This window comes from Paracoccus kondratievae, assembly GCF_009301415.1.
In the GTDB taxonomy this organism is placed as follows: domain Bacteria; phylum Pseudomonadota; class Alphaproteobacteria; order Rhodobacterales; family Rhodobacteraceae; genus Paracoccus; species Paracoccus kondratievae.
Genome location: NZ_CP045072.1, coordinates 2,050,281 through 2,063,211 on the forward strand (window position 1 = coordinate 2,050,281; position 12,931 = coordinate 2,063,211).

Below are 12,931 nucleotides of genomic sequence, written 5' to 3' on the forward strand. Positions count from 1 at the left end.
CTCTTGTCGAGGGGCTTGTGACATGCGCCGGGACGTGAGACAAATTCATAATCTTCAAGATCGTCATGAGTTTTGATCAAGATGCACCTTGAGCTTCGCCATCTGCGCAGCCTGCGCGCCATTCACGAACAGGGCGGGCTTGCCCGTGCGGCCGAGGTGCTGAACCTGACGCAATCGGCCCTGTCGCACCAGATCAAGGCGTTGGAAGAGCAGGCGGGAATTGAGCTTTTTCTACGCCGTACCAAACCCTTGCGGTTATCGGCGGCGGGGATGCGGCTTTTGCGCACGGCTGAACAGGTGCTGCCGCTGATCGAGGCCGCCGAGGCCGAATTCCGCGCCGTAGAGATGGGCCGCGCCGGGCGGCTGCATGTGGCGATGGAGTGTCACCATTGCTTTGACTGGCTGCTGCCAGTGCTGGACCAGTTCCGCCGCAGTTGGCCCGAGGTCGATCTGGACATCCGTTCAAGCCTCGCGCTCAAGGCGCTGCCGGCGCTTGAGCGCGGTCAGGTCGACATGGTGATTTCGTCTGACCCCGAAGAAATCGCGGGAATCACCTTTCAGCCGCTTTTTGACTATGCGCCGACCATGGTGGTGCCGGCAGCGCATCCTCTGGTCGCCAAAGGTTATGCTGAACCTGCCGATCTGGCTGGCGAGACGCTGATCACCTATCCGATGGATCGGCCGCGTCTTGATGTGTTCTCGCAATTTCTTGACCCGGCAGGGGTTGAGCCGGCGCGGGTCCGGCAGGTTGAGCAGACGGCGATTGCGCTGATGCTGATCGCATCGGGGCGGGGGGTTGCTGTGATGCCCGACTGGGTTTTGCGCGCGCAGGCCGGAAATCCCGAACTGGCGCTGTTGCCGCTGGGGCCGCAGGGAATGTTCCGCCGCCTTTTCGCCGCGCTGCGCAGCGAGGATCTGCAACAGCCCTATATGGTCCATGTCCTGCGTCTGGCCCGGACCGAACCGGTCAGGATGATGCGGGCGCTGGCGCAAGGCTGATCCGGGGCCGCCTGCCCCGATACACCACCTGCCCCGTTCCAATGGGACCGCGTGGTCCTGCCGAAGATGGATGAGTAGACGCGGCAGAAAAACGGACGCGGCGGGCCTAGGCCCGCCCCGCCGATATGAGAATCTCGGGACCATCGCTACAAAAAAACTCGTCAAAACCGAGTCCCGAGATACTCTCTGCCGGGGTCAGAAAAGGCCTGATCCCGCAGGCTGCCATTCAACTGGCACGCGTGTATTAAACCATAGCGTGCATTATGGTCAATATGAACAAGTGTAAAATACAACCAATCTGAGGAACGCTGCTGCGGAACGCGGCTTGATCAAGCAAATGCGGGCTTTCGGCCGCTTGCGCTTTTACGGGGCTGACCTAATGGCCACGCTGGCGTGGGAAATCGGGTGACGTATTTGACAAATCCCCGCAATCTTTGGATGAATCCCTTTTGCCCCTTGTGATCAGGACCTTCATGGCCAGCCATCCACCCGATCCCAGGCTTGTCGCTACCGTTGCTGATGACGCGCTCCGTCTGGAGGGTGAGCTGACGGTCTGGACCCTTGGCCAGCTTCCACCCGAGGTGGAAAAGGCGCAGCGGCTGGATCTTTCGGGGCTAAGCCGTATCGACACTGCCGCCGCGTGGTATCTGACAGGGCGCAAGCGTGAGGGCGTACAGCTTGACGGCCTGACAGAGGCCCAGGCCCGCCTGCTGGAAACCGTTCAGCAGGCGTGGCCCCAGCCCGAGACGGAACCCGCGCGCCCGTCCGGCTGGCACCAGTTGCTTGAACGGACGGGCAGGCGCGTTGCCGCCTTTATGGTCTATATGCGCGAGATTGCAGAATATCTTGGCCGGTTTCTGGCAGCCCTGGCGCGCGGCATTCGCCATCCGGGCGATTTCAGGCTGACCTCGCTTGTCTGGCACTGTCAGGAAACGGGACTGCGCGCGGTGCCCATCGTGGCGCTGATGTCCTTTCTGATCGGGGTGGTTCTGGCTTTTCAGGGGGCGGTACAGCTCAGGCAGCTCGGAGCCGAGATCTTTGTCATCGACCTGATCGCCATTTCAATCCTGCGCGAACTGGGGATTCTGCTTACCGCGATTATCGTCGCGGGGCGGACGGCCTCGGCTTTGACGGCCTCGATCGGCTCGATGAAGATGAACGAGGAAATCGACGCCATGCGCACGCTGGGGCTTAACCCCGACATGGTATTGATCCTGCCAAGAGTGCTGGCGCTGGTCATCACCCTGCCGATTCTGGGGCTGATCTCTAACATCTCGGGCCTGATTGGCGGGGCGCTGATGTCGTGGATCGAACTTGGCATCTCTCCGTCTACCTTCCGCTATCGGCTGCTTGCCGAAACGAGTGTCGATCACGTCATCGTCGGGATCAGCAAGGCCCCGATCTTTGCGCTGATCATCGGGGTCATCGGCTGCCATGCCGGGATGAGGGTCGGCAAAGATGCTGAATCCCTTGGGGCCGAGACCTCCCGCGCTGTGGTCAACGCGATTTTTGCGGTGATCGTGGCGGATGCGCTGTTCTCGATCTTCTTTGCTGAGGTGGGGTTGTGAGTGAAAATATCATCGAGGTCAGGGGCTTGCGTACCCAGTTTGGCCGCCATGTCGTGCATGACGGGCTGGACCTCAACCTGCGCCGGGGCGAGATTCTGGGCGTGGTCGGCGGCTCGGGTACCGGGAAATCAGTGCTATTGCGTACCATTGTCGGGCTGAACCAGCCGCGTGCCGGAACAGTGCGGGTCTTTGGTCAGGACGTTGGCGCACTGGCGGGCCCCGCGCGCGAGGCGCTTGAACGGCGCTGGGGCGTGATGTTTCAGGGCGGCGCGCTGTTTTCTTCACTGACCGTGCGCGAAAATGTCGAGGTGCCGCTGAACGCCGTCCCGGACCTTGCGCCCGAGGTGCGGCAGGGGTTGGCCGAACTCAAGGTCTCGATGGCCGGGCTGCCGTGGAACGCCAATGACAAATACCCCTCGGACCTTTCTGGCGGCATGAAAAAGCGCGCAGGTCTTGCCCGTGCCCTGGCGCTTGACCCCGAGATCCTGTTTCTGGACGAACCTACCGCCGGACTGGACCCGATCGGGGCCGATGCCTTTGACCGGCTGATCGTTGAGCTGCGCGATGCGCTGAATCTGTCGGTTTTTCTGGTGACCCATGATCTAGATACGCTGCACGCCTGTTGCGACCGCATCGCGGTTCTGGCTGAAAAAAAGGTGCTGGTCAGCGGCACCATGGCCGAGATGCTGCAGGTCGATCATCCTTGGGTACATGAATATTTCCACGGTCCGCGGGCACGCGCCGCCATGACCACTGGCCGCGCAAAGGAGTAAGCCTATGGAGACCAAGGCAAATTACGCCCTGATCGGCGCATTTACCATCGCGGGTTTTCTTGGCCTGCTGCTGTTTCTGATGTGGTTTGCCAAGCTGCAGCTGGACCGGCAGTTTGCTTATTACGACATCTATTTCCCCGAGGTTTCGGGGCTGAGCGCCTCGTCTGCGGTGCTTTTCGCCGGGCTGTCGGCGGGCCGGGTCGTGGATATGCAACTGGCGCAGAACGTCAACGGTGCTGTGCGCGTCCGCATCGAGGTGGCCGAGGACACGCCGATCCGTACTGATTCCCGGGCTATGGTCGAAATTCAGGGCGTTACCGGGGTCGCAAATGTCGCGATCACTCCGGGCCGCCCCGATGCGCCGCTGCTGCGCGATATCCAGCCCGATTCGATCCCGGTCATCGCTGCCAACCGCTCGGCCTTGCAGACCTTGTCTGAACAGGGTCCCGAGATGCTGTCGCGGCTGAACACCGTGGCCGAACAGCTGACCCAATTGCTGGGGGATGAGAATCAGACCCGGGTGCGCAATATCCTCGACAATGTCGAACGCTCCAGCGCCAATCTGGACAAGGCGCTGGCGGATGTGACCAAGGCCACCGATTCCATCGCCTCGGCTGCGGCGGATATCTCGGCCTTTGGTGAGCGGCTGGATGGGCTGAGCATGGCGGCCGAGACGACGCTTGGCAATGCCGACACAGCGCTGGCCCAGTTCGGCGAAAGTGCGGCCAAGGCCGATCAGGCGCTGGATTCGGGCACCGCCGCACTTGATGAGATCCGCGGTTATGTCGCGGGGGATCTGCGAAATCTGACCCAGCGGCTGGACGAAACCGCCGCCACCTTGCAGGCCGATCTGTCCCGGCTTGGCGCGCGGGCGAGTGAAAGCCTCGACAGTCTTGATGTGGCGCTTGAGGTCGGGCAGCGCACGCTTGCATCGGCCGAGCGGGCCTTTGACAGCGCCGACCGGGTGATGAACAGCAATGTCGAACCAGTGGTTGCGGATCTGCGCGTGACCTTGGGCAAGGCGAACGAAGCGATAGATCATGTGATCGCCGACCTGCCCGAGATCACTGGCCGGCTGCGCGACGCCGCCGACAGCGCCGATGCGGCCTTTGCCAGCCTGCGCGGGATGCTGGACAGCGCCCGTGGGCCGGTGCAGGCTTTCACTCGCGAGGGGCTGCCGCAGTTCACCCGCATGGCCAGCGAATTGCGCGATCTGGTCGGCAATGTGAACGCGCTGGTATCGACGCTGCGGCGTAACCCGTCGCAAATCCTTTCAGGGCCGCGCACGCCCGAGTTCCGCCGTTGAAGGAGTCCATGATGCGTATCGTTGCCGCCCTTCTTGTGATGACCCTGACCTTGCCGGGCTGCGCCGCCCTGCGCGCGCTTGAGGGAGAGCCCGACCGCGATGTGTTCGAGCTGCGTCCGCCGTCGGATGCGCCGCGCGTCTGCGGCCGGGGCCGGATAGCCGAGCTGGTGATCGAGGCGCCCAAGGCCCGCGCCACGCTGGACACAGAGCGCATCATGATCCGCCCGAATGAGTTGCAGACCCAGTATCTGCCCGATGCGCGCTGGGGCGATACTGTTCCGGCGACCCTGCAAACCCTGCTGGTGCGTGGCTTTGGCGTCTATGACGCATTTTCCCATGTCGGGCGCGCGCCGCTGGGTACGGCAGGCGATTACGCCCTGATCAGCGAGATCAACGATTTCAACGCCGAGGTCTCGGGCAAGGGCGCGGTCGTCAAACTGTCGGTCGATGCCCAGATGGTGCGCGAAATGGATGCAACCGTCGTCTCGCGCGGGCGCTTTACCGCGACCGCTCAGGCCGGGACGACAAAAACTTCGGATCTGATCCCCGCCTTTGATGCGGCGGGTCAGCAGTTGGTGACGCAGATGACCGATTGGGGGATGCGCGCAGTCGGCGTGAACCCTGCCCGTTGTCGCTGAGGGCGCTACAGGCAGGTTTCAGCCGTTGTGAAAGTGATCGACGATCTTCTGGGCCATCGATTCGCTGATCCCCTCGACCGCAACCAGATCGGCCAAACCGGCCCGGCTGACTGCCTTGGCGCTGCCGAAATGTTGCAGCAGCGCGCGTTTGCGTGCCGCGCCGATGCCGGGGATCTCATCCAGAGGGTTGGCCAACGCGGCTTTGCTGCGCCTGGCGCGATGGGTGCCGATGGCCCAGCGGTGCGCCTCGTCCCGCAGGCGCTGGATGAAATACAGAACCGGGTCGTTCATCCGCAGTGCAAAGGCCGGCTTGCCGGGGCGGTGAAACTCTTCTTTGCCATGGTCACGGTCCTCGCCCTTGGCGACGCCGATCATGGGAATGTCCTCGACCCCCATCTCGACCATGATCTCATGCACGGCCGAGACCTGCCCTGCGCCGCCGTCGATCAGCAGCAGGTCGGGCCAGGCGTCGGTCTGGCGGTCCGGGTCCTCTTTCAGCAGACGTGAAAAGCGGCGGGTCAACACCTCTTTCATCATGCCGAAATCGTCGCCCGGAGTGATCTCGGTGCCCTTGATATTGAACTTGCGATACTGGCTTTTGATCCAGCCCTCGGGACCGGCGACGATCATGCCACCTACAGCATTTGTGCCCTGAATGTGGCTGTTGTCATAGACCTCGATGCGTTGGGGCACGGCGGGCAGGTCAAAAGCCTCGGCCAGCCCTTCAAGCAGCCGCTGCTGGGCGGCGCTTTCCGACATGCGGCGGGCAAGGCTTTCGCGGGCGTTGCGCAGAGCGTTTTCGACCAGTTCGGCCTTTTCACCGCGCTGGGGTACACCAAGGGTAACCTTGCGCCCGGCTTTTTCCGACAGCGCCTCGGTCATCAGGTCGGGGTCCTCGATCCCATGGGACAAAAGGATCAGCCGAGGCGGGACCTTGCCGTCATAGAATTGGACCAGAAACGCCTGCATGACCTCATCTGCCGATTCGACCCCGTTCAGCCGGGGATAGAAATCGCGGTTGCCCCAGCTTTGATTGCCGCGGATGAAAAACACCTGCATGCAGGCCTGACCGCCCTCCATATGCAGGGCGATCACATCCGCTTCGGGCACGCCGCGCGGGTTGATTGCCTGGACGGATTGCACGGCGGTCAGCGCCTTGATGCGGTCGCGCAACGCGGCGGCGCGTTCATATTCCATCGCCTCGCTCGCATCGGCCATCTCGCGGGCAAGCTGGGCCTGAATCGCGGTGGATTTACCCTGAAGAAAGCGTTCGGCGTCGGCCACAAGGGCGTTGTATTCCTCAAGCCCGATCCGGCCGACGCATGGCGCGCTGCAGCGCTTGATCTGATACAGCAGGCAGGGCCGCGTCCGGCTGGAAAAAGTCGCATCGGTGCAGCTGCGCAGCAAGAATACCCGCTGCAACTGGTTCAGCGTCCGGTTTACCGCCCCGGCGCTGGCAAAGGGGCCGTAATAATCGCCCTTTTCCGCCTTGGCACCGCGATGCTTCTTGATCTGGGCAAAGGGGTGGGACTTGGCAACCAGAATGTTTGGAAAGCTTTTGTCGTCGCGCAGCAGTACGTTGTAGCGCGGCTTGAGCTGCTTGATGAGGTTCTGTTCCAGCAACAGCGCCTCGGTTTCGGTGCGCGTGGTCAGGAACATCATCGAAGCGGTTTCGCGGATCATCCGCGCGATGCGCGCCGAATGCCCCGTACCGCGCGCATAGTTCGAAACCCGGGCCCGCAGGCTCCGCGCCTTGCCGACGTAAAGCACCGCCCCTTGCGCATCCAGCATCCGATAGACGCCGGGCGAACTGTCGAGCGTCTTCAGATAGTCCTGGATCAGCGCATGGCCAGTCTTTCCGGGGCGCTTTTCTGGGGCGGAATCGGTCATGGCACCAACCAAATGATTCTTTCGTGCGGCTGCAAGTTCGCGGCCAGAATTTCAAGCTGAAACCTTTCCACGGAATCTGTGGATAACTCTGTGAATCAGCTTGGGAGTAACACACGTTCAATTAGCGTTTCTTGGGATTCCCTTACTTTGCACAAATTCTAGGCAGGTTTGCAACGCACTGTTTTAAAGAGATATTTTTTCTCTGCTCTGCAATGCCCTGAATTTCTTGCCAGAATCGTGAAGCTTGTGTGAAGCCATTACGTAGCGTGGACAACTTGTCGCATCGGGACAGTTTTTTGTCCTATTCGACTCCCTGCACATCGGGGGTGCGCCAACCCAGATGCTGGCCCCCGTCCACGCAGATCAGCTGTCCTGTGACCGATGGCGCATCCATCAGATAGCCAAGCGCGGCGCAGACATCATCGGGGCCTGCGCCGCGTTGCAGGATGGTTGCGGCACGCTGGCCCATGAAGTGGCTGTCGGATTGGCGCACGCCTTGCATGGTGGGGCCGGGGCCAATGGCGTTTACGCGGATGTCGGGCGCCAACGCCTGGGCCAGGGTGCGCGTCAGCCACCACAGCCCCGCCTTGGCCAAGGAATAGGTCATGAATTCAGGCGTCGGTTTCAGGACGCGCTGATCGACCATGTTGACGATAAGGCTGCGCGCCAGCGGCTCGTCTGCGCTGCGGTCCGCCTTGGGCGCTTGCCGGGCAAAGGCCTGCGTCAGCACGAAAGGCGCCCGCAGGTTCGAACCGATGTGACGATCCCAGCTTTCACGCGTCGCACTGGCGATATTGTCATATTCAAAGATCGAGGCGTTATTGACCAGCACCGACAGAGGCCCCAGCGCCTGATGTGCCCGGTCGATCAGCGCCTCGCTTTGATCAAGGTCCAGCAGATCAGCGTGAAATACCTCGGCCCGGACGCCAAGGGCACGTGCCTCGGCCGCCGTCGCCTGCGCCTCATCGGCCGAGTGCTGATAATGGATTGCCACGTCCATCCCGCGTCGCGCCAGATACAGCACCATGGCCCGGCCCAGACGGCGGGCCCCTCCGGTCACCAGGGCGGTCATTTCAGCCGAATCCCCAAAAGTCTGGCCACGATCCGGCGCACGCCCGGTCCGGCTGCCAGTGCCATCGCAACGATGATGAGAAGACAAAGAAGGACGGTTTTAATCATCCGCGCCCTGCCCCGAAGCGTGCAAAGGCGGCGCGCTCCTCAATACTTTCCAGAAAATCATCGGCGGAAAGGCCAAAGCGGCGGAACCACGAAACGCGCTGGCCATAGGTCAGGAAGCGGATCTTCTTACCGTAAAGCTCGCGCATTTTCGGGACCAGATGTGCGATACCATCGGCAAGCCCCAGCGCGACAGCCTCGCGGCCGGTCCAGATCTCGCCAGTGAAAAGGTCGTGGTCAGCCGCAAGGCGGTTGCCGCGACGGGTGCGGACCTGATCCTTGAACGCCTCGTGAATGGGGCCCAGCAGCCGGTTCAGCCGGGCAATATCCTCGGGCGTTTCGGGGCGGAACGGGTCGAGCATGGATTTCGAGCGGCCAGCGGTATGGACGCGCCGCTCAATCCCGTGACGCTCGATCAATTCGGCAAAGCCGAACCCTGATGAGATCACCCCGATCGAACCCAGAACCGAGCTTTCGTCGGCCCAAATGAAATCGGCCGCCGTGGCCAGCCAATACCCACCCGACGCAGCGACATCCTCGACAAAGGCGTGGACCGGGATCTCTCGCTCTTCGGCAAGGCGGCGAATGCGGGCGCCGATCAGGCTGGACTGGACCGGAGAGCCTCCGGGCGAATTCACCAGCAGCGCGACGGCGACTGGCTTGCGGCGCTTAAAGGCGCGCTCCAGCAGTGGGGCCAGCGCGGCATCGGACAGGCCGGAACCGCCGCGACCGGTGGTTCCTATGGTTCCTTGCAGGCGCAGGACGGCGACGGTGGCCGGACGGTTCACGAATGGAATTTTCATAGTTTCCAGATAGGCAGATGCGGGCCCGCGGACAAGCGCTCAGCCATGAGAGTTTAGAAACTCGGCCACTTCTGCCCGGTTTGGCATCGCATCGCCCGCACCTTTGCGGGTCACTTGCAGCGCGGCTGCAGCGGCGGCGTGGCGCAGGGCGGTTGCCGGGTCCTCGCCCCGCGAAAGGCCCGCCGCGAACCAGCCGGTAAAGCAATCCCCCGCTCCGGTCGTGTCGATGGCCTTTACAGCAAAGGCGGGCTGGTGCCAGACCTGCCCCGGGCGCAGGTCACGGAACTCGGCACCGTCGGCACCGCGGGTGATCAGCATCCCCTCGACCGGCAGATTCTCGCCAAATGCGGCGAAAGTGTCCTGCGCCTCGACCGCATTCATCGCCAGAATCGAGACATGGGGCAGCACCTCGCGCAGTGCCGGGATGCTGAAAGGTGCAGCAGAGTAGATCACCCGCGCCCCGGCCTTGCGAGCTAATGCGGCGATTTCGGCCTGGCGGTTGGTTTCATTCTGCATCAGCAAAAGATCGCCCGGACCAAAAGTCGCACGGTCTGTCAGATCCGCTGGTAGCGCAAGGTTCGCCCCGCCATGCAGGACGATCGAATTTTCGCCCCGCTCATCGACAAGGATCACCGCATGGCCTGTGACGGTATCGGCAAGTCGGGCGATGGCACCGGTTTCGACCCCCAGAGCAGCCAGTCGTTCCAGCACCCAGTCGTCGCCCATGCCCATAGCCCCCAGATGCACAACTTGTGCCCCGGCGAGGGCAGCGGCCACCGACTGGTTCGCACCTTTGCCACCCAGCCCCTGGGAATAGGACTGCGCGTGCAAAGTCTCACCCGGACGGGGCATGGCGGACAGGCGGTAGACATGGTCGATGTTGATCGAACCGAGGTTAAAGATCGTCATATTCAGACCCGTTTCTTAGGCCAAAAGCGCCGGCACCCATCTGACCGGGGCGCAGGCAGCTTGTCCATATCGCCGGGGCTGAATACGCTGCTGCCGCAATGAAAAACGCGCCCCGAAGGGCGCGTTTCAGGATCAGGTGCAAAAGATCACTCGGGCTTGCGCGGATGCTTGACCGACCACCACAGTTTCTTGTTGGTCAGATACAGCAGTGCAGCCAGCACGATCAGGAACAGGACCGAAACAAGGCCGACCTGCTTGCGGTCCATCATCTTGGGCTCGGCCGTCCACATCAGGAAGGCTGCCACGTCCTGCGCCATCTGATCGACGGTGGCTTCGGTCCCGTCTTCATAGGTGACCTGGCCATCCGACAGCGGCGCGGGCATCTGGATCCAGTTCCCGGCAAAGGCAGAGTTGTGGTAGAGAACAGCGCCCGCCTCTTCCTTTTCTTCGCCGTTATAGCCGGTCAAGACGGCGTGGATGTACTCCGGACCGCCGATGCCACGGAACAGCTGCGAGATACCAGTGCCATAAGGACCATGGAAGCCGGCGCGGCCCTTGGCCATCAGCGACAGGTCAGGCCCCATGCCCTCACCGCTGACCGTCGGGAAGTGATCGGTCGGGGTGCGCGGACGCTCTTCCTCGGTTTCCGGGTCGACGATGGTCAGGTTGGCGGCATAGGCGCGGACCTGATCCTCGGGCAGTTGCGGACCGCCCTCATCACCCAGCGTGCGCAGGGCAACATAGCGCAACCCGTGGCAGGCCGAGCAGACCTCGGTATAGACCTGCAGGCCGCGCTGCAGCTGATGCTGGTCGAACTTGCCGAACGGACCTTCGAAGCTGAACGAGATATCCTCGATATGTGCTTCGGCCTTCTCGGCGGTTGCTTCTGCCGGCTCTTCGGCAGCGGCATCCTCGGCAGTCGCGGCCGCGGGTTCACCCTGTGCGGGCTGTTCCTCAGCAGCGGGGGCCTGGTCCGCAGCCTCTTCTGCAGGGGCAGCCTCGGGCTCTTCCGCGGCGGGCTGTTCGCCCTCAGCAGCGGCTTCCCCGGCCGGAGCAGCGGCGGGTTCTTCCGCAACCGGCCCTTCAGCCGCAGGCTCGGCAGCGGTCGGTTCCTCGGCTGCAGGGGCCTCGGCAGGCTCGGTGGCAGCCGGAGCCTCTTCGGCAGCAGGTGCTTCTGCGGCAGCGTCCTCGGCGGCGGGGGTATCCGCAGCCGGGGTCTGATCGTCAGCGGCCCCGGTCGCTTCGGCAGGGGCTTCTTCTGCGACAGGTTCAGCCGCAGCCGGTTCTTCGGCAGCCGGGGCCTCAGTGGCCTCGGCCTCTGCTTCAGGGGCTGCCGGTTCGGCAGCGGCTTCGGGGGCGGCGTCGGTCGTCGCTGCCTCGGCCGCCGGGGCGGCCGATTCAGTGCTTTGATAGCTCGAACCCGCGGGGGCGGTGGTGCCCGCAGCGGTGCTTGCGTCTTGGGCCACCGCGCCGCCTGCCAGGGCAACGGTCAGGGCCGCAACGGCCGTGAGCGATGCGTTTCTCAGGGTCATTGATGCCTCTCCTTACTCGGCAGGATGGGTTTCGGGCCCGTAATGGGCGTTGAAGTCTTCCTCGATGGTCTGCGGCATGGGCAGGGGCTTTTCGACGATGCCCAGCAGCGGCAGGATGATGAGGAAATAGGCGAACCAATAGGCCGCCCCAGCCAGAGCGATGTAGGGATAGATCCCCTCAGCCGGCATGGCGCCCACCCACATCAGGATCACGAAGTCCACCGCGAGCAGCCAGAACCACCACTTGAACAGCGGACGGTACTGACCCGAGCGCACGCGCGAGGTGTCAAGCCACGGCACCAGAGCCATGACCAGGATCGCGCCGAACATCGCCAGAACACCAAAGAACTTGGCGTCGATGAAGCGGAAGGACAGGAAGTTCACCAGCTGAACAACCCAGACATCGGCTGTGAAGGCGCGCAGGATCGCATAGAACGGCAGGAAGTACCATTCAGGCACGATATGGGCCGGGGTCGCCAGCGGGTTCGCCTCAATATAGTTGTCGGGGTGGCCGAGGTAGTTCGGCATGAAGCCCACAACCGCAAAGAAGACGACCAGCACCACGGCAAGCGCGAATACGTCCTTGATCACGAAATAGGGCCAGAAGGGCAGAGTGTCCTTTTCCGCCTCTTCTTTAGAGGTGCGGCGCACCTCGATACCGGTCGGGTTGTTGTTGCCGGTGGTGTGGAAGGCCCAGATGTGGACGATCACCAGCGCGGCAATGACAAAGGGCAGCAGGTAATGCAGCGAGAAGAAGCGGTTCAGTGTCGGGTTGTCGACCGCCGGACCACCAAGCAGCCAGGCCTGAATCGATTCGCCGATACCCGGGATTGCACCGAACAGGCCGGTGATCACGGTCGCGCCCCAGAAGGACATCTGCCCCCAGGGCAGCACATAGCCCATGAAGGCGGTTGCCATCATGGCCAGATAGATCAGCATGCCGACGATCCAGATCACCTCGCGCGGGGCCTTGTAAGAGCCGTAGTAGAGGCCGCGGAAGATGTGGATGTAAACGGCAAAGAAGAACAGCGAAGCACCGTTTGCATGCAGATAGCGCAGCATGTAGCCGCCGTTCACGTCGCGCATGATATGCTCGACCGAGGCGAAGGCCAGATCGACATGCGGGGTGTAATGCATCACCAGCACGATGCCGGTGACGATCTGCAGCGCCAGACAGAAGGCCAGCACGATACCCCAGATCCACCACCAGTTAAGGTTCTTGGGGGTGGGGATCATCATGGTGTCATAGATCAGGCTGACGATGGGCAGGCGGCGATGCAGCCAGCGTTCGATACCCGTCTTGGGCTCGTAATGGTCATGGGGAATACCGGCCATGT

Annotated in this window: 11 protein-coding genes; 5 read left to right on the forward strand and 6 right to left on the reverse strand. The window is 62.6% G+C overall.

Features of this window, described 5'->3' with window-relative positions; all coding sequences use genetic code 11:
* Positions 1–81: 81 nt before the first annotated feature.
* The 5 genes from F8A10_RS10280 (at position 82) to F8A10_RS10300 (ending at position 5,284) form a co-directional block, all read left to right on the forward strand.
* Positions 82–999: a LysR family transcriptional regulator gene (locus F8A10_RS10280; RefSeq protein WP_010397213.1), complete on the forward strand. Its 918-nt coding sequence runs from the start codon at positions 82–84 to the stop codon at positions 997–999.
* 473 nt (positions 1,000–1,472) lie between these two features.
* Entirely contained in the window at positions 1,473–2,567 is a 1,095-nt protein-coding gene (locus F8A10_RS10285; RefSeq protein WP_029372206.1) for an ABC transporter permease, read from the forward strand.
* Positions 2,564–3,340, forward strand: a complete 777-nt coding sequence (locus F8A10_RS10290) for an ABC transporter ATP-binding protein (protein ID WP_152367236.1) — start codon at positions 2,564–2,566, stop codon at positions 3,338–3,340. The genes F8A10_RS10285 and F8A10_RS10290 overlap by 4 nt, the downstream gene beginning before the upstream one ends.
* A 4-nt stretch (positions 3,341–3,344) precedes the next feature.
* On the forward strand, positions 3,345–4,646 hold the full coding sequence (locus tag F8A10_RS10295) for an MlaD family protein (protein ID WP_085502614.1): 1,302 nt from the start codon (positions 3,345–3,347) through the stop codon (positions 4,644–4,646).
* 8 nt (positions 4,647–4,654) lie between these two features.
* A complete protein-coding gene (locus F8A10_RS10300; protein ID WP_010397224.1) occupies positions 4,655–5,284 on the forward strand; it encodes an ABC-type transport auxiliary lipoprotein family protein in 630 nt (209 codons plus the stop codon).
* An 18-nt stretch (positions 5,285–5,302) separates the two neighbouring features.
* Here the strand turns inward: F8A10_RS10300 and uvrC are convergent, their stop codons facing one another.
* The 6 genes from uvrC to petB form a co-directional block, all read right to left on the reverse strand.
* Positions 5,303–7,174 carry an excinuclease ABC subunit UvrC gene (gene uvrC, locus F8A10_RS10305; protein ID WP_152367237.1) on the reverse strand — a complete coding sequence of 624 codons (1,872 nt, stop codon included), beginning with the start codon at positions 7,172–7,174 and terminating at the stop codon, positions 5,303–5,305.
* Positions 7,175–7,475: 301 nt separating this feature from the next.
* Positions 7,476–8,246, reverse strand: a complete 771-nt coding sequence (locus F8A10_RS10310; RefSeq protein ID WP_085502613.1) for an SDR family oxidoreductase — start codon at positions 8,244–8,246, stop codon at positions 7,476–7,478.
* Between the two features lie 103 nt (positions 8,247–8,349).
* Positions 8,350–9,153 carry a S49 family peptidase gene (locus F8A10_RS10315; RefSeq protein ID WP_010397234.1) on the reverse strand — a complete coding sequence of 268 codons (804 nt, stop codon included), beginning with the start codon at positions 9,151–9,153 and terminating at the stop codon, positions 8,350–8,352.
* Between the two features lie 39 nt (positions 9,154–9,192).
* Entirely contained in the window at positions 9,193–10,062 is an 870-nt protein-coding gene (locus F8A10_RS10320) for a ribokinase (RefSeq protein ID WP_152367238.1), read from the reverse strand.
* Between the two features lie 146 nt (positions 10,063–10,208).
* Positions 10,209–11,594 (reverse strand): cytochrome c1, encoded by a 1,386-nt coding sequence (locus tag F8A10_RS21830; RefSeq protein ID WP_152367239.1) that lies wholly within the window; start codon positions 11,592–11,594, stop codon positions 10,209–10,211.
* 12 nt (positions 11,595–11,606) lie between these two features.
* On the reverse strand, positions 11,607–12,929 hold the full coding sequence (gene petB / locus F8A10_RS10330; RefSeq protein WP_010397240.1) for a cytochrome b: 1,323 nt from the start codon (positions 12,927–12,929) through the stop codon (positions 11,607–11,609).
* Between the last annotated feature and the right edge of the window lie 2 nt (positions 12,930–12,931).

Excerpts from the sequence above, each read along its gene's own strand:
- F8A10_RS10280 (WP_010397213.1), top strand. The coding sequence starts at position 82 with ATGCACCTTGAGCTTCGCCATCTGCGCAGCCTGCGCGCCATTCACGAA.
- F8A10_RS10285 (WP_029372206.1), top strand. The coding sequence starts at position 1,473 with ATGGCCAGCCATCCACCCGATCCCAGGCTTGTCGCTACCGTTGCTGAT.
- F8A10_RS10295 (WP_085502614.1), top strand. The coding sequence starts at position 3,345 with ATGGAGACCAAGGCAAATTACGCCCTGATCGGCGCATTTACCATCGCG.
- F8A10_RS10300 (WP_010397224.1), top strand. The coding sequence starts at position 4,655 with ATGATGCGTATCGTTGCCGCCCTTCTTGTGATGACCCTGACCTTGCCG.
- uvrC (WP_152367237.1), bottom strand. The coding sequence starts at position 7,174 with ATGACCGATTCCGCCCCAGAAAAGCGCCCCGGAAAGACTGGCCATGCG.
- F8A10_RS10310 (WP_085502613.1), bottom strand. The coding sequence starts at position 8,246 with ATGACCGCCCTGGTGACCGGAGGGGCCCGCCGTCTGGGCCGGGCCATG.
- F8A10_RS10315 (WP_010397234.1), bottom strand. The coding sequence starts at position 9,153 with ATGAAAATTCCATTCGTGAACCGTCCGGCCACCGTCGCCGTCCTGCGC.
- F8A10_RS10320 (WP_152367238.1), bottom strand. The coding sequence starts at position 10,062 with ATGACGATCTTTAACCTCGGTTCGATCAACATCGACCATGTCTACCGC.
- F8A10_RS21830 (WP_152367239.1), bottom strand. The coding sequence starts at position 11,594 with ATGACCCTGAGAAACGCATCGCTCACGGCCGTTGCGGCCCTGACCGTT.
- petB (WP_010397240.1), bottom strand. The coding sequence starts at position 12,929 with ATGGCCGGTATTCCCCATGACCATTACGAGCCCAAGACGGGTATCGAA.